Annotated in this window: 15 protein-coding genes and 1 other RNA gene; 5 read left to right on the top strand and 11 right to left on the bottom strand. The window is 55.5% G+C overall.

The features are described 5' to 3' along the window. Positions 1-80: 80 nt before the first annotated feature. From IB237_RS02250 to rimP, 3 genes are all read right to left on the bottom strand, one after another. A complete protein-coding gene (locus IB237_RS02250) occupies positions 81-770 on the bottom strand; it encodes an RNA-binding protein (protein WP_192486977.1) in 690 nt (229 codons plus the stop codon). Beyond that, on the bottom strand, positions 767-2371 hold the full coding sequence (gene nusA, locus IB237_RS02245; RefSeq protein ID WP_192486976.1) for a transcription termination factor NusA: 1605 nt from the start codon (positions 2369-2371) through the stop codon (positions 767-769). The genes IB237_RS02250 and nusA overlap by 4 nt, the downstream gene beginning before the upstream one ends. A 66-nt stretch (positions 2372-2437) precedes the next feature. Beyond that, positions 2438-3028, bottom strand: coding sequence for a ribosome maturation factor RimP (gene rimP / locus IB237_RS02240; protein ID WP_192486975.1), 591 nt, complete (start codon positions 3026-3028; stop codon positions 2438-2440). A gap of 263 nt (positions 3029-3291) precedes the next feature. On the opposite strand from rimP, the gene IB237_RS02235 reads away from it, so the two are divergent. After that, a complete protein-coding gene (locus IB237_RS02235) occupies positions 3292-4920 on the top strand; it encodes an MFS transporter (protein ID WP_192486974.1) in 1629 nt (542 codons plus the stop codon). A gap of 16 nt (positions 4921-4936) precedes the next feature. On the opposite strand, the gene IB237_RS02230 is transcribed toward IB237_RS02235, so the two are convergent. Both IB237_RS02230 and recR read right to left on the bottom strand, forming a co-directional pair. Then, positions 4937-6184, bottom strand: a complete 1248-nt coding sequence (locus IB237_RS02230) for a lytic murein transglycosylase (RefSeq protein WP_192487832.1) — start codon at positions 6182-6184, stop codon at positions 4937-4939. 113 nt (positions 6185-6297) lie between these two features. After that, positions 6298-6903: a recombination mediator RecR gene (gene recR, locus IB237_RS02225; RefSeq protein WP_192486973.1), complete on the bottom strand. Its 606-nt coding sequence runs from the start codon at positions 6901-6903 to the stop codon at positions 6298-6300. Between the two features lie 54 nt (positions 6904-6957). On the opposite strand from recR, the gene IB237_RS02220 reads away from it, so the two are divergent. Next, the gene (locus tag IB237_RS02220; protein ID WP_192486972.1) at positions 6958-7572 is read left to right on the top strand and encodes an MOSC domain-containing protein; all 615 of its coding nucleotides are present in this window, start codon (positions 6958-6960) and stop codon (positions 7570-7572) included. Between the two features lie 46 nt (positions 7573-7618). On the opposite strand, the gene IB237_RS02215 is transcribed toward IB237_RS02220, so the two are convergent. The 3 genes from IB237_RS02215 to ffs all read right to left on the bottom strand — a co-directional run bounded on the left by IB237_RS02215 (position 7619) and on the right by ffs (position 10014). After that, the gene (locus IB237_RS02215; protein WP_192486971.1) at positions 7619-7942 is read right to left on the bottom strand and encodes a YbaB/EbfC family nucleoid-associated protein; all 324 of its coding nucleotides are present in this window, start codon (positions 7940-7942) and stop codon (positions 7619-7621) included. Between the two features lie 26 nt (positions 7943-7968). Then, positions 7969-9840 (bottom strand): DNA polymerase III subunit gamma/tau, encoded by a 1872-nt coding sequence (locus tag IB237_RS02210; protein WP_192486970.1) that lies wholly within the window; start codon positions 9838-9840, stop codon positions 7969-7971. Positions 9841-9917: 77 nt separating this feature from the next. After that, positions 9918-10014, bottom strand: an RNA gene (ffs, locus tag IB237_RS02205) — signal recognition particle sRNA small type. A 31-nt stretch (positions 10015-10045) separates the two neighbouring features. Between ffs and IB237_RS02200 the strand changes: the two genes are divergently transcribed. Further along, the gene (locus IB237_RS02200; protein ID WP_192486969.1) at positions 10046-10510 is read left to right on the top strand and encodes an HIT domain-containing protein; all 465 of its coding nucleotides are present in this window, start codon (positions 10046-10048) and stop codon (positions 10508-10510) included. Then, positions 10510-11487 (top strand): NAD(+) diphosphatase, encoded by a 978-nt coding sequence (gene nudC / locus IB237_RS02195; protein ID WP_192486968.1) that lies wholly within the window; start codon positions 10510-10512, stop codon positions 11485-11487. Before IB237_RS02200 ends, nudC begins: the two co-directional genes overlap by 1 nt. Here the strand turns inward: nudC and IB237_RS02190 are convergent. Both IB237_RS02190 and IB237_RS02185 read right to left on the bottom strand, forming a co-directional pair. Continuing rightward, complete coding sequence (locus IB237_RS02190; protein WP_192486967.1) at positions 11478-12347, bottom strand: prephenate dehydratase; 870 nt, start codon at positions 12345-12347, stop codon at positions 11478-11480. The two genes, nudC and IB237_RS02190, sit on opposite strands and share 10 nt — an antisense overlap. Positions 12348-12358: 11 nt before the next feature. Beyond that, entirely contained in the window at positions 12359-13114 is a 756-nt protein-coding gene (locus tag IB237_RS02185) for a 3-deoxy-manno-octulosonate cytidylyltransferase (protein ID WP_192486966.1), read from the bottom strand. 153 nt (positions 13115-13267) lie between these two features. On the opposite strand from IB237_RS02185, the gene IB237_RS02180 reads away from it, so the two are divergent. After that, entirely contained in the window at positions 13268-13837 is a 570-nt protein-coding gene (locus IB237_RS02180) for a cytochrome c family protein (RefSeq protein ID WP_192486965.1), read from the top strand. Positions 13838-13922: 85 nt separating this feature from the next. Here IB237_RS02180 and IB237_RS02175 read toward each other — a convergent pair whose 3' ends face one another. Further along, positions 13923-14867: an AEC family transporter gene (locus IB237_RS02175; RefSeq protein ID WP_192486964.1), complete on the bottom strand. Its 945-nt coding sequence runs from the start codon at positions 14865-14867 to the stop codon at positions 13923-13925. Positions 14868-15240: the final 373 nt, after the last annotated feature.

Raw genomic sequence — 15240 nt, 5'->3', positions numbered from 1 at the left:
CGGGCCGGATGACAAACATCAAGCCCCGTCGTTCAATTGCTGTATCCGAAACACAGCGTCGACCTTAGCCGATAACCGCGTCATTCTTCATTCCGGCCAGCGCCGCCTTCTGCCCCGGACTGACCGCCATCGCGATACCTTAGGAGCATGTTTGCGCGCTTCACTACACCCTCACCTGCCTGCCCTGCAAGCACGCAAGCGTGGATAAAAGCATTCTGACCCATCAACTCGTCCATTTCTGCCGCAGTAAAGGGCCGAATGGACGGTATTGCTGCCTCGGTTTCCATCCCGAGATGCCAAGCCGTTCGGGCCTGGTTTATTTTCCGAACGCCGTCCGGCGCCGCATCAGCGGCATGGAAGACGGCAAGGGCTGCACCGGAACGCACAGCCGCATCGACTTTTGTTGCGCCGGTAATGAATTGGCTGGCCTTACGGGCCAGGTTCATCATTCCGGCAAGCTGTTGCACCAAAAGCCTGTCAACCATGTCGACAAGCTCAGGACCAGCCTTCACTTCCTTTTTGAAAGCGCGCGCGAAGAGCTTCTTCGCGATTGCTTTCTCCACATATTGCCGCTCGGCCTTCACCCAGCAGCCGCGACCCGGCAGTTGACGCTTGATATCCGGGACGACAACGCCGTCAGGACCAAGTGCAAACCGGATCAAATCATCTGGCTTGTCGCTCTCGCGGGTCACAATGCACATGCGACCGTTGATAGCGCCGAAGCCGTCATCCTCGAGGACGGCATCCGACTGGCGTAACTTGCCACTCATTCCTGTTCAGCGGCGTCTGCCTCCTCCTCAGCAGGCTGCTGGGCATCCAGGTCTTCCTGGGTGATCCAGCCAGCGAGCAGACGAGCCTGAACAACCATGTTTTCAGCTTCAACGCGCGAAACATCGAGCTTCGAGAAGATACCCTCGAACTTCTTGGTCTCACCGTCCTTGCGTTCGCTCCAACCAATCAGGTCGTCAGCAGCGCAACCGGCAAAGTCTTCAACGGACTTGATGCCATCTTCACCGAGAGCAACCATCATCTGCGATGTCAGACCTTCGATCTGCAGCAGTTCGTCGGAAACGCCAAGTTCCTTGCGCTTGGCATCCATTTCCGCTTCGACGCGCTCAAGATATTCGCGGGCACGGGTCTGGATTTCGTTTGCAGTGTCTTCGTCGAAGCCGTCGATAGAGGCGATTTCGTCGAGGTCGACATAAGCAAGCTCTTCAACTTGGGCAAAGCCTTCGGATGCCAGAACCTGACCGACCATTTCGTCAACGTCGAGTGCATCCATGAACAGGTTGGTGCGCTCGTTGAATTCCTTCTGGCGGCGCTCGGATTCTTCCTGCTCCGTCATGATGTCGATATCCCAGCCGGTCAGCTGCGATGCCAGACGTACGTTCTGACCACGGCGACCAATGGCGAGCGACAGCTGCTCATCAGGAACCACAACTTCGATACGCTCTGCATCTTCGTCGAGAACGACCTTGGCCACTTCAGCAGGCTGCAAGGCGTTGACGATGAAGGAAGCCGGATCCTGGCTCCACGGAATGATGTCGATCTTTTCGCCCTGCAGTTCACCAACAACCGCCTGAACACGGGAACCGCGCATACCAACGCAGGCACCGACCGGATCGATCGAGCTGTCGCTGGAGATAACGGCGATCTTGGCGCGCGAACCCGGGTCACGGGCAACCGACTTGATCTGGATGATGCCGTCGTAGATTTCCGGCACTTCCATGGTGAAAAGCTTGACCATGAACTGTGGATGGGTACGCGACAGGAAAATCTGCGGGCCACGCTGTTCGCGACGCACGTCGTAAACATAGGCACGAACGCGGTCACCGTAACGCATGTTTTCGCGTGGAATCATCTCGTCACGACGGATGATGCCTTCGCCACGGCCCAGATCAACGATGACATTGCCGTATTCAACGCGCTTAACGGTACCGTTGACGATTTCGCCGATACGATCCTTGAACTCGTCGAACTGACGGTCACGCTCGGCTTCACGAACCTTCTGCACGATAACCTGCTTGGCAGACTGCGCAGCAATACGACCGAAGTCCATTGGCGGCAGCGGATCGGCAATGAAGTCACCGATCTTGGCATCCGGGTTGCGGTCACGTGCCAGTTCCAGCGGGATCTGCGTGGAATAGTCTTCGGCCTTTTCGACAACCTCGAGAAGACGCTGAAGACGAATTTCACCGGTCTTGGAATTGATATCCGCACGAATGTTGGTTTCAGAACCATAACGCGAGCGGGCAGCTTTCTGGATGGCGTCCGCCATCGCGGCAAGCACGATTTCGCGGTCGATAACCTTTTCGCGTGCCACAGCATCGGCGATCTGCAAAAGCTCAAGCCGGTTTGCACTCACTGCCATTTGTTCGTCTCCGTAAGTCGCATGATTGCGTTAGCTGCCCCCTCTTTGAAGGGCATTACGTTGGAATTATTCTTCGTCGTTTTCTTCGTTCTGGTTGGCTGCAGCCGCTTTCGCCTGCTTGTCAGCCTTCAATGCGTCACGAATGAGATCATCGGTCAGCACCAGCTTTGCGTCAGAAAGAGCATTGAACGGAATAACAACCGTCGGCTCTTCGCCGTAGGCAATCTGATCACGCTCTAACGTAAAATCGTCCGCACCGATTTCGGCAATCTTGCCGCGGAACCGCTTGCGGTTATCAACCAGGATCGATGTTTCGATCTTTACCAGATGACCCTGCCAGCGCGAGAAGTCGGACTTGCGCACCAACGGCCTGTCGATACCCGGTGAGGATACTTCCAGATGATACGCCTTTTCAACCGGGTCTTCTACATCCAGAACCGGAGAAACCGCCATTGAAACTGCTTCGCAGTCCTCAACGTTCATCGTTCCATCCTGACGCTCAGCCATAATCTGGAGCGTTGAGCCATTTTGGCTGGAAAGTCGCACTCTGACAAGAACGAAACCCATGCCAGTCAGAACAGGTTCGACAATGTCGGCAATCCGACGATCAACCCCTGTTTCAACGATAAGCCGTGTCTCGGTAGTGTATTCCGACATATGCGTCTTTCCGGTCCGTTTTCTCAACTGGGACCACTTAACGAAAAAGAGCGGAGCCTTGCGGCTCCACTCTTCATCAAGTGATCAAGAATTTGAACCGTATATAACCCGTCATCCCCGCAATTGCAAGGACGGCGGCAGAAAGGCAGTGGATATTGCCATTTGTCACAATTTAACCGCTTCCACACTTCAAACGGTGGCATCCTTCATTTGTGTGTTTATACTCGCACAAAACAACTCACATCAAAATTACTGGACAGGCCGTGCCGGACCGGAAATCGCCTCTTGCTCCCCTTAGACACCAGACCTATCGAACCATCTGGATAGCCAGCCTTGCATCCAATTTCGGTGGCCTTATTCAGGCTGTCGGTGCGGCCTGGATGATGACGTCCCTGTCCAGTTCGGAAAACATGATCGCGCTGGTTCAGGCCTCGACCTCCCTGCCGATCATGCTGTTCTCACTGATATCAGGCGCGCTAGCCGACAGTTTCGACCGTCGCCGCATCATGATCTCCGCCCAGTTCCTGATGCTTGTTGCTTCAGTCATGTTGACGGTTTTTGCCTGGCTCGGCTGGCTTTCACCATGGCTGCTGTTGTTTTTTACCTTCATGATTGGCTGCGGTACCGCCCTCAACAACCCGTCCTGGCAGGCATCGGTTGGCGAAATGGTGCCGCGTGAAGATTTGCCGGCCGCCGTGACGCTCAACAGTGTGGGTTTCAACATTACCCGCAGCGTCGGTCCGGCAATCGGTGGTGCAATCGTTGCCGCAGCAGGTGCTGCAGCGGCCTTTCTTGTCAATTCACTCAGCTATTTCGCGCTGATCTACGCCCTGATGCAGTGGAAATTGCCGGCACCGACCTCACAATTGCCGCGAGAACATCTGGGTGCCGCTATCTCTTCCGGTATGCGTTATGTGGCGATGTCACCCAATATTGGCAAGGTGCTGGTACGCGGTTTTCTATTTGGCCTGTCAGCCAGTGCCATCCTGGCCCTTATGCCCGTTGTGGCGCGTGACCTGGTGCAGGGCGGCGCCTTGACTTACGGAGTGATGCTGGGCGCATTCGGTCTCGGCGCCATTGGCGGTGCACTGATCAGTGCGCGGTTGCGCGAGGCACTTTCCAGCGAATGGATCGTGCGCGTTGCCTTCCTCGGCTTTGCCTTTAGTTCCGGCATGACGGCCATCAGCACCAACGCAATACTCACGAGCCTTGCGCTTACCATAGCTGGCGCCTGCTGGGTGTTGGCGCTATCACTGTTCAACACCATCGTGCAGCTTTCAACACCGCGCTGGGTGGTTGGACGTGCACTATCGCTTTATCAGACCCTGACCTTTGGCGGTATCGCACTGGGCAGTTGGGTCTGGGGTGCGCTGTCGGAAATCCACGGTGTTTCCTTTGCCCTTCAGCTTTCCTGTGTTCTGATGCTGTTCGGCGTGCTCGTCGGCTATTTCCTGCAGATGCCAGCCTTCGCTTCGCTGAATCTCGATCCGCTGAACCGATTTGTCGAACCGCCTCTGCGCCTCGACATCAAACCACAGAGCGGTCCGATCGCCATTCTTATCGACTATGAAATCGACGATTCGGACCTTCCGGAGTTCATGGCGCTGATGACCGAGCGCAGGCGTATCCGCATTCGTGACGGGGCGCGTAATTGGAACCTGATGCGCGATCTGGAAAACCCTGACATCTGGACGGAAAGCTACCATGTTCCGACATGGGTGGAATATGTGCGGCATAACCACCGCCGCACCCAGGCGGATGCCGAGGCCTGGGACAAGCTGTTGACGCTGCATCGTGGCGACAAACGTCCTCGCGTTCATCGCATGATCGAACGCCAGACCATTCCGCCAACCGATGACATCTTTCACAAGGCCCACACCGACCATCATTGACGGTCGGCTTGATGGGTCAGCGCAGCTTGGTTTTCAGAGTTTCATCAGGGAAACAGGTCGGCGCGATATTGGATTTCGATTGCCAATCACCGAGAGAACGACGGGTTTTGAAACCAGCCAGTCCGTCCGCCTTGCCAACATCATAACCCTTGGCAACCAGTGCCTTCTGCATGGCCAGCACATCTGAGCGCAGCATCGAACCAACCGCCCCCCATTCCCCGCGGAACGGACCGGCATTATAAGCGATGCGGTCTGCAAGATTACCAATGAACAGGGCGTAGAGGTCGGAGTTGTTATACTCCTTGATGACATAAAAATTCGGTGTCACCAGAAACTCCGGACCGTGGCGACCGGCCGGTACCAACATCATGCCAGCAGCATCCAGATCGTTCGACGGGAAGCCCTTGCCGCTAATGCGGGTGATGCCCATCAATGCCCATTGTTTGACGGGTTTGGCCAAATCCGGACCTTCCTGCGCGCAACTGACGTTGGCGGGGATGGAGACTTCAAAACCCCAATCGCGGTTTCTTTGCCAGCCCTTCTTGGCAAGGTAATTGGCAATTGATGCCAGACTGTCGGGCACCGAGTTCCAAATATCGCGACGGCCGTCTCCGTCAAAGTCGACCGCGTATTCAAGGTAGCTGGACGGCATGAATTGCGGCTGCCCAAGGGCTCCGGCCCAGGACCCCATCATACGGTCGGCAGCGACATCTCCGCTATCGACGATATGCAAGGCGGCAATCAGTTCATTGCGAAACATGTCCTTGCGGGTCGACATGTAAGCCTTCGTCGCCAGCACATCGATGACGGAATGTGGCAGCTTGGCACGGCCAAATCCGGACTCCCTGCCCCAAACGGCAACGAGAACTGAAGCAGGCACGCCATAGGTCTGCTCGATACGGCGCAGCGTCGAGGCATGGGTTGAGGCTAGCCCACGGCCAGTTGATGCCAAGGCCTGCAGGCGTTTTTCCGAGAAATAAGCTCCCGGGGATGAAAATTCGGCCTGGCTCTGGCTTTGTTCCTTCGGCGGTTTTTGTCCGGGGATGACCAGATCCGGCAGCTGCCAGTTGATGGAGATGCCGTTCAGTGTGCGTTCAAGTGTCTTTTGGGAGACCCCCGCCTTGCGGGCTTGCGGCCAGACTTCCTTTTTCAGCCAGGCATTAAACTCCGCGTCATAACGGGCCGCAGCAGCAGCTGGCGGTTTTGCCGTCTGTGCATTGGCAGCCGATGCCAGAACCAATGGAAAAACGGTGGCGGCAAGCATGGAAAGCCATCTGGTTTTCATTTTCTCTCCCAATAAATCAGCTCCGATGCTTCTCGGAAATTTACGGCATATATGTGCCTGAACGCAGGATTTTTAACCGCCGGGACCGGATTTCAGATGGTCGTGCGCGCCCTGAGGGCCGCAGTCAGCGTACCCTCATCCAGATAATCCAGCTCTCCACCCACCGGCACGCCATGCGCAAGGCGCGTAATCTTGACGGGCAAACCCGCTAGTCTATCGGTGATATAATGCGCCGTTGCCTGCCCCTCGACGGTGGCGTTTACGGCAATGATGATCTCACGAACTTTTTCATCATTGGCGCGGTCGATGAGACCGATAATGTTCAGATCTTCCGGACCAACTCCGTCCAGAGGCGAAAGTGTACCGCCTAGAACGTGATAGGCAGTGTTCATAGCGCTTGCACGCTCCAGCGCCCACAGGTCAGACACATCTTCGACCACGATGATGACTGAATGGTCGCGGCGATCGTCTGAGCACACGGTGCATGGATCAATCGTATCGACATTGCCGCAGCAAGAGCAGATCTTTACCTTGTCATAGGCCTCACCCATGGCATGACCAAGCGGGCCGAGCAGTTGCTCTTTTTTCTTGATAAGATGAAGCGCTGCGCGACGCGCGGAACGCGGACCGAGCCCCGGCACTTTTGCCAGAAGCTGGATCAGTTTTTCAATTTCAGGACCAGTGACTCGTTTTGCCATAAGCATTCTCTACTGCATAAAAGAGACAACGGGAATCAGGAGCGAAAGCATCCCATGAAAATTCAGGCCATTTGCCTAGCCGATGCACAGATCCTGCCGGGCAAAACCAGCAAGACCGGTATATTCAAACACCCGGTGAACGGTGCCGTCATGGTCGATCGCGAAGGCCTTGTCGGTGATGCTGTCTGCAACCGCAAACATCACGGCGGACCGGATCAGGCCATTTATGCCATGGGTTCGGCCGATCTCGATTATTGGTCTCATGACCTTGGCCTGACCGTTGAACCGGGATTTTTCGGCGAAAACCTCGTCATCGATGGCATCGACAGCGCAAAACTGCATGTCGGCGACCGGTTGACAATGCAAGAGGTCGAACTGGAAGTGACCGCAGCGCGTATTCCCTGCGCCACCTTGTCTGCCCGCATTGGTGATCCGGACTTTGCGCCACGCTTCAAGGCAGCAGGCCAGCCAGGGTTTTATTGCCGCGTGCTGAAAGGTGGATTTTTGCAGGCTGGTGAAGCGGTGGAATTCACGCCCTATCAGGGCACACAACTGCCGATTCCCGTTGTGCTTCAACGTTTCCGGCCCAGTCGCCTGAGCGAACAGGAACGGATTGCCTCTCTAGACACGCCGCTTGCATCCCGTTTCCGCGCCATGCTGGAAAGTTGAAGCGGCTTTTGCAAAACCGCTTCACGCCTGTCGGATCAATGAGCGCTTAGAACGGGAACTTCATTCCGGGCGGCAGTGGCAGGCCTGCGGTCAGACCAGCCATCTTTTCCTGTGCCTGGGCTTCGCCCTTCTGTTTTGCATCCTTGTGGGCTGCAACAATCAGGTCTTCAAGGATTTCAACTTCGTCTTCCTTGAACAGCGAAGGATCAACCTTCACACCACGCATTTCGCCTTTGCCGTTCAGAATAACGGTCACCAGACCGCCACCGGATTTTCCTTCGATTTCAAGGGCGGCAATTTCTTCCTGCACCTTTTCCATCTTGGCCTGCATTTCCTTGACCTTGCCCATCATACCCATGATGTCGCGCATGTCGTAACTCCTTGAATTGCTTACTTTCAGAATTCTATGTCGTCGCCCGGCAGAATATCACCCTCGCTGGATTCAACGATCGCTGGCGGTGGAATATTCTCGTTATCGTCGGGCAATGGGGCGCGAATGCGCACGTCGGTGATTTTTGCACCGGGATATTGTGACAGGATCGCCATGATATCCGGATCCTGGCGTGCATCGAGCATACGAGCCGTGCGCGCATTGCCTTCGGCTTCGACCAGCGTCGGTTGCCCCTGCTCTTTGCTGAGGCTGACAATCCAGTGAATACCGGTCCACTCTTTAAGCTTTACACCCAGCTCACCTGGCAAGGTTCCCGGCGCGCCCTCACCCAGACGGATATCGAGCTTGCCCGGCTCCAGTCGCACACCGTGCACGAAGTTGCGCACCTTGGCTTTCATCACCGGATCGCGGTTCTTGCCGCAAAGATCAGCGATATCCTGAATGGAATTGACGGGAACGCTTGGTTCCGGACGTTCTTCGGTGCGGGGAGCTACGACCTGCATATCCTGCGGGCGGCTATCCGGCACTGCACGCAGCATTGCGGTTGGTGCGGGTGATGCCTGCCGCTGCGGTGCCGCCATCGACTGAGCCGAGGCGACCGCCTGAACGGATGAATAGGAAGCGCGTGCGCCACCACCGTTGCCGCCGCCGGATGGCATTGGCGAACCATTGCTTTCGCCAGCGGCGATATCTTGCAGACGGCGCGCAGCATCCTCCGGTGATGGAAGATGCGCAGCGTGGGTCAGGCGGATCAAAACCATTTCTGCCGCACCGGCAGGACGCGACGAGTTTTCCGTTTCCGGAATGCCCTTGAGCAGCATCTGCCAGATGCGCGACAAGGCAGACACGGCAACGCCCTGCGCAAATTCGCTGCCGCGGACACGTTCGATTTCCGACAGTGACGGATCGTCGGCGGCATCGGGAATATATTTCAGCCGCGTGACGAGATGAGTGAAATCGGCAAGATCATTCAATACTACGACTGGGTTTGCGCCTGCTTCATACTGGCTGCCAAATTCCGACAGAGCAGCAGCGACATCGCCCTTCATGACGTGGCTGAACAGATCGACGATACGGGCGCGGTCGGCAAGACCCAGCATACCACGGACAGCGTCCGCCTCAACGCGGCCGCCACCATGGGCAATTGCCTGATCCAACAAAGACAAACCATCACGTGCAGAGCCTTCGGCCGCACGCGCAATCATTGACAATGCCTCAGCTTCGGCTTCGATGCCTTCCTTGCCTGCAATGGTCGTGAACAGGCCGACGAGATCTGCAGCACTGATTCGGCGCAAGTCGAAACGCTGACACCGTGACAGAACGGTGATCGGCACCTTGCGAATTTCCGTCGTTGCAAAAATGAATTTCACATGCTCAGGCGGCTCTTCAAGCGTCTTCAATAGGCCGTTAAAGGCCTGCGTCGACAGCATGTGCACTTCGTCGATGATGTACACTTTGTAGCGCGCCGAGACCGGGCGATAACGCACCTGCTCGATAATTTCTCTGATGTCGTCGATACCGGTATGCGAGGCGGCATCCATTTCGATCACATCGACATGGCGGCCTTCCATGATCGCCTGACAATGTTCGCCGGGTAAGCGCAAGTCGATTGTCGGGCGGTCAATTTCCGGTGTCTTGTAATTCAGTGCGCGTGCCAGAATGCGGGCCGTGGTCGTTTTGCCAACCCCACGAACGCCAGTCAGCATGTAAGCCTGCGCAATGCGGCCGGTTTCGAACGCGTTGGTCAGCGTGCGAACCATCGGCTCCTGGCCGACCATCAGGTCAGAAAAATCCTTGGGGCGATATTTTCGTGCAAGAACGCGATAGCCAGCCGTTGGCTGCGAATCGGTTCCTGCTTTTTGTTCGCTATCGCTCATTGCCCTCGCCAGCTTTGCGTTTTGGCCTGTTTTACGGGCATAGCTGCCCGGCAAAAGCTGAGGCACAGGAAAAAAAGGTGGGAGGCTGGCACGGCGACCCGTGCCTGGCTCGTTAGGGCTGCTTCCTTCCGGACCTGACCCGGTTGGCGAGTGGCTCGTCCACCACCAACCTCCCGAAGGCACATATCGGCAATATCGAAAGCAAATGCAAGCCAAGCATTCAAAAAACTGCTATCACAATGAAAACATCCTATGGAGGAACCACTTGTCCACATTCAAACTGGATGAACGGATCGCTCGCGACAGCGAACTGATCACGACACTTGGCCTTTGTCAGCTGCGTTTGCAGAACGACAAGCGGTGGCCATGGCTGGTTTTGGTGCCGCAACGCAACGATCTGAGCGAAGTTTTTGAGCTGACGCCGCTAGATCAGGCCATGCTGACCTTCGAAACCAACATGGTCGCCGAAGCGCTCAAGACTGTTACCAAAGCCAAAAAGATAAACATCGGTGCACTTGGCAATATCGTCAGCCAGCTCCATGTTCACATCATCGCCCGCAATGAGGGCGACACGTGCTGGCCGGGGCCAATCTGGGGCCACGGTACGGCGCAACCCTATGACCATGCTGAAAAACGCGATCTCATCAAAAGATTGACCGGTGCTCTTTAATGAACAAAGCGACTATTTTCGATACTGACGCCCCGCATCCCGAAGCAAGCAATCTCACTGCATTTTCACAAAACGCCCTCGACCGCCAGGCTGAGAAACGCGACGATGATTGCGTCTCAACAGCGCTCGCCATTGAAGGCACCCATATTCTCGCCTTCACCACTGGAAAACTCGTTCTCAAACATGACGATCAGGTTCTCGATCCACTGTTTGCCGCCTATGAGCTGGCAGAACTGAAGCCCGATTTCGACAACGCAATCCTGCTTGGCTACAAGCAGAATGGCGAACCGAGAATTGCCGTACCGGTGCAGACAACGGAAGAAGAACTGGCAAGCCACTTCAAACCCGTGGATGCCCGTGCGCTGTACCGCGATCAACTGCTGGACGAGGACCTTTTGGGCGAAACAGCGCAGGCAGTCAGTCTGTTGCGCTGGAATGATGACAACCGTTTTTGCGGCCGTTGCGCGTCGCGCATGGATTTGAAAATCGGCGGATACAAGCGGGTTTGCAGCAGCTGCGGCCACATGATTTTTCCGCGCACCGATCCCGTGGTTATCATGCTGACAATCGATCTGGAGCGTGATCTTTGCCTGCTTGGCCGTGGCCCGCATTTTGCGCCGGGCATGTATTCATGCCTGGCCGGTTTCGTGGAACCCGGTGAAACCATCGAAAATGCCGTTCGTCGCGAGACGCATGAGGAATCCGGCATTGCTGTTGGACGCGTGCGTTATCACGCATCGCAGCCATGGCCGATGCCGCATACGCTGATGATTGGCTGTTTTGCTGAAGCAACCTCATTCGACATTACCCGCGATGAGGCAGAGCTTGAGGATTGCCGCTGGTTTACTCGCGACGAGGTGGCAGCACTTCTGGCTATGACTGGCGCGGACGGTCGCTCACCGCCACCGAAGGGTGCCATCGCGCACCGGTTGATGCGCGACTGGCTGGAATGGGATCCGCGTGAGGATCAGGCCTGACCGTTTTGCAAACGGCCACGCATCGGGTGACCTTTGTAAACACCGAGGATGCGGACTTTTTCTGAGAAGAAGCGCAATTCCTCCAGCGCATGACGAACGGGGGCATCATCCGGATGCCCTTCAATATCAGCATAAAACTGCGTGGCCACGAACTTGCCGCCAATCTGGTAGCTTTCGAGCTTCGTCATGTTGATGCCGTTGGTGGCAAAACCACCCATTGCCTTGTAAAGGGCGGCCGGAATGTTGCGTACGTTGAAGACAAAGGTGGTCACGATGACCTCGTTGTCGTCCTTGCGCTCTTCCCATTTTTCATCACGCGAGAGAATGACGAAACGGGTGACATTGTTTTCCGTATCTTCGACATTCTCCGCAATGATATCGAGACCATAGAGCTTGGAGGCCAGTCGTGGCGCCAAGGCGGCCATGGTTCTGTCACCCTTCTCGGAGACCAGCTTGGCGGCACCAGCCGTATCGCCCGCGACAACCGGTTTCCAGCCATTGTTGCGGATGATCTTGCGGCATTGCCCCAGCGCATGAATGTGGCTGTGTACGGTCAGGATTTCATCACGCTTGACGCCCGGCAGCACCATAAGCTGAAAGCGGATCGGCATGAAATATTCGCCGATGATGTTGAGGCGGGACTCCGGCAGCAGGTGGTGAATATCGGCAACGCGGCCGGCAATCGTGTTTTCGATCGGGATCATGCCGAGATCGGCCTCACCGCTTTCCACGGCCATGAAGGCGTCTTCAAATGTCGGGCATGGCAGCGGCTCCATGTCCGGGAACATGTCCCGGCAGGCCATATCCGAATTTGCGCCGAAATCACCCTGAAATGCTATGCGGTTGGTTTTCATTGTCATGGACAGTCCCATCAAAGAGATTTTGCAGCCAGAATACGTCTGGCTTTTTCCAGATCCGCTGGCGTATCGACGCCAAGCGGAACAGATTTCACGATTTCTGCGTCAATGCGCATGCCATCCTCCAGCGCCCGCAACTGCTCAAGTGATTCGCGGCGCTCGAGAACGGAAGGCGGAAGTGACACGAAGCGCTCAAGTGCGGCGCGGCGATAGGCATAAAGACCGATATGGTGGTAGAGCGGCCCCTGCCCGTAAGGTGCAGTGGCACGGGTAAAATACAAAGCGCGAAGGCGGGTGTCCGATAGCGGACTGCCCACAACCTTCACCACATGTGGATTGACCTTTTCTTCCTCGCTAGCAATTTCCACCGTGAGGGTGGCGATATCCACCTGCGGATTTTCCAGCGGACGCATCGCGGCCAGGATGGTTTCTGGCTCGATGGTTGGCAGGTCTCCCTGCACATTGACCACGAATTCAGCCTCGCGATTCGGGTCAACCTTTTCAAGGGCTTCAAAAATACGGTCCGAACCGGACTGATGATCGTCGCGCGTCATCATCACTTCAAATCCGGCAGCGGCCACAGCGTCGTAAACTTGATGATCATCAACGGCTACGACAATGCGTCCCAACCCCGCTTCACGGGCGCGAAGAGCCACTTGAACGATCATCGGCTTGCCACAGATATCCGCCAAAGGTTTTCCAGGCAGTCTAGTGGATGCAAGCCGTGCCGGGATAAGCACCAAAGCTTTGCCTAAATCCGTATTCTTCATTTCGAGACCCTTCAAATCCCGCCCGAAAAGTGTCAAAACGTCACGGAGTGGGGAGCATATTCAAGTTGCGCAAGCTATGCAAAAGCCATAGCTTTCATGCAATTTCAAGATGGCCCGTTTTGTTATCAAACGGCTGTGAGGGAGCGATTGTAGATGAATTCATATGTAAACATGGGCGTGGGGGCTCTTTTGGGCACCGTATTCGTCCTGATGTCTGTTTCGATAGCGTCGGAAGGGATCTTCCATTCTGCTGCTCCTGAAAAGGAAGGCTTCGCGATCGTTGCAGAAGAAAGTGCCAGTGCCGGTGGTGAAAGCGAAGCAGCAGTTGCAACGCCAATCGCGACCCTCCTTGCAAGCGCCGATGCCGCAAAGGGCGAAGTGGTGTTCAAGAAGTGTCAGAGCTGTCACACCTCGGAGAGTGGCGGTGCCAACAAGGTTGGACCCAATCTCTTCGATCTCGTTAATCGTCCAATCGCCGCACATGAAGGTTTCAGCTATTCGGCTGCACTCAAGGATTTTGCTCAGGGCGGCTCAGTCCATTGGGATTATGACCACCTCAATCACTTCCTGGAAGGTCCAAAGAAATACATCAGCGGCACAGCCATGGGCTTTGCAGGCGTGAAAAAGGAAACGGAACGTGCCGATCTGATCGCGTATCTTCGTACGTTGTCGGCGAACCCTGCTCCGCTGCCGGATCCGGCGGCTGCACCGGCCACCAACTGATTTTTTCTTCTGTCGTTCAAAAAAAGCCACCGTCACGCCAGTGCCGGTGGCTTTTTTAATGGGTAATTGCAACTTCGGTCTGTTGTCAGCCCAGCAGCCATGCCCACAGCGAAACCGAGAGAACACCCAGCAGCGTTGATATGCTGATGGTGGATGCTGCGAGGCTATGGCCGGTGCCGAAGCGGTTGGCGAGCAGCCATGCGTTGATGCCGGTCGGCACAGATGCTGTCAGCACCAGTGCAGCTGTCCATTGCGGGCTGAGGCCCAGCAGATGCCCGGCAATCCACACACAGCCCGGCAACAGGAACAGCTTGAATGTGGTCATGGCGGCGGCAATGCGTACATTACCGCGAATGCTGTATTTGTTGAGTGCCATGCCAAGAGAAATAAGTGCTGCCGGTCCGGCCATGCTGGCAATCTGGTCAATAACCGATTTCAACACCACGGGTACCGGCACATCAATAGCATGCACTGACATGCCGATGATAAGACCGATGATCAGCGGATTGGAAATGAGATTGCGGCCAATTTGCTTGAGGATTGCGCCGGTGGAGCGCTTCTCACCACCGATGGCTTTATGGGTAGCATTTTCCATTAGAATGGTGCCGGCAATCATCATGACCGGCAGATGGATGGCAAGAAGAATGGACAGAGCAACAAGACCCTCATCACCAACCGACCGACCGACCAGCGGCAAACCGATGAAGATATTGTTGGCAAAGGATGACGAGATACCGGCAATCACGGCAATGCGCAGATCCTGTTTGAAAACATATTTCGCCACGATATGGCCAACAGCCCAAGTCACGGCGACACCGCTGAAATAGGCAATCCAAAGCTTAAACGGCGAAGCTCCGTGGAAATCAGCCTCCACCAGCGTACGGATAATCAGGGTCGGCACGGCAATCTTGAAAACGAAATCCCCCAGTACATCACCGACATCGACCTTGAACCAACCTACTTTTACAATCAGCCATCCGGTCAGGATGAGAATAAAAATAGGGGCAACATTCAGTGCAATCGCGGACATTGGGAGGGAGCTTTCGCGAATATGAGGCGGGAGAATCCAGCTTTAACGCAAATCCCATGGGGGGACAATTCTTGCGCGGCAATTAGCGGATCGGTCACTCACGCGCAGAAATGAAAAAAGCGGGGATCAATCCCCGCTTCATCATCACAGCAAATGCCTGCACCAGTACATCCGTGGTGCGGTTTCGCCGAAAAGCCGGAGAACAATCATGTTTTCCTTACACAGTTCTCTAAAACCGAGAACTATGAATTGGCTGATCCCCATATAGCCACACCAGATGACACTACCATGACGAAAGGGTAAGTTTTTAAATCCCTCAAACAACCGGCGCTGCGCGGTTTTTCCTTTCCATGCGGGCAGAAATCGGTATGAC

It is taken from the genome of Agrobacterium sp. AGB01 (genome assembly GCF_014851585.1).
In the GTDB taxonomy this organism is placed as follows: Bacteria; Pseudomonadota; Alphaproteobacteria; order Rhizobiales; family Rhizobiaceae; genus Agrobacterium.
This window is presented reverse-complemented; position numbering and strand designations above follow the sequence as displayed.

What these genes read in the sequence shown, in the direction of transcription:
- IB237_RS02250 (WP_192486977.1), bottom strand. Translation starts at nt 770, where the DNA reads ATGAGTGGCAAGTTACGCCAGTCGGATGCCGTCCTCGAGGATGACGGC.
- nusA (WP_192486976.1), bottom strand. Translation starts at nt 2,371, where the DNA reads ATGGCAGTGAGTGCAAACCGGCTTGAGCTTTTGCAGATCGCCGATGCT.
- rimP (WP_192486975.1), bottom strand. Translation starts at nt 3,028, where the DNA reads ATGTCGGAATACACTACCGAGACACGGCTTATCGTTGAAACAGGGGTT.
- IB237_RS02230 (WP_192487832.1), bottom strand. Translation starts at nt 6,184, where the DNA reads ATGCTTGCCGCCACCGTTTTTCCATTGGTTCTGGCATCGGCTGCCAAT.
- recR (WP_192486973.1), bottom strand. Translation starts at nt 6,903, where the DNA reads ATGGCAAAACGAGTCACTGGTCCTGAAATTGAAAAACTGATCCAGCTT.
- IB237_RS02220 (WP_192486972.1), top strand. Translation starts at nt 6,958, where the DNA reads ATGAAAATTCAGGCCATTTGCCTAGCCGATGCACAGATCCTGCCGGGC.
- IB237_RS02215 (WP_192486971.1), bottom strand. Translation starts at nt 7,942, where the DNA reads ATGCGCGACATCATGGGTATGATGGGCAAGGTCAAGGAAATGCAGGCC.
- IB237_RS02210 (WP_192486970.1), bottom strand. Translation starts at nt 9,840, where the DNA reads ATGAGCGATAGCGAACAAAAAGCAGGAACCGATTCGCAGCCAACGGCT.
- IB237_RS02200 (WP_192486969.1), top strand. Translation starts at nt 10,046, where the DNA reads ATGCAAGCCAAGCATTCAAAAAACTGCTATCACAATGAAAACATCCTA.
- nudC (WP_192486968.1), top strand. Translation starts at nt 10,510, where the DNA reads ATGAACAAAGCGACTATTTTCGATACTGACGCCCCGCATCCCGAAGCA.
- IB237_RS02190 (WP_192486967.1), bottom strand. Translation starts at nt 12,347, where the DNA reads ATGACAATGAAAACCAACCGCATAGCATTTCAGGGTGATTTCGGCGCA.
- IB237_RS02185 (WP_192486966.1), bottom strand. Translation starts at nt 13,114, where the DNA reads ATGAAGAATACGGATTTAGGCAAAGCTTTGGTGCTTATCCCGGCACGG.
- IB237_RS02180 (WP_192486965.1), top strand. Translation starts at nt 13,268, where the DNA reads ATGAATTCATATGTAAACATGGGCGTGGGGGCTCTTTTGGGCACCGTA.
- IB237_RS02175 (WP_192486964.1), bottom strand. Translation starts at nt 14,867, where the DNA reads ATGTCCGCGATTGCACTGAATGTTGCCCCTATTTTTATTCTCATCCTG.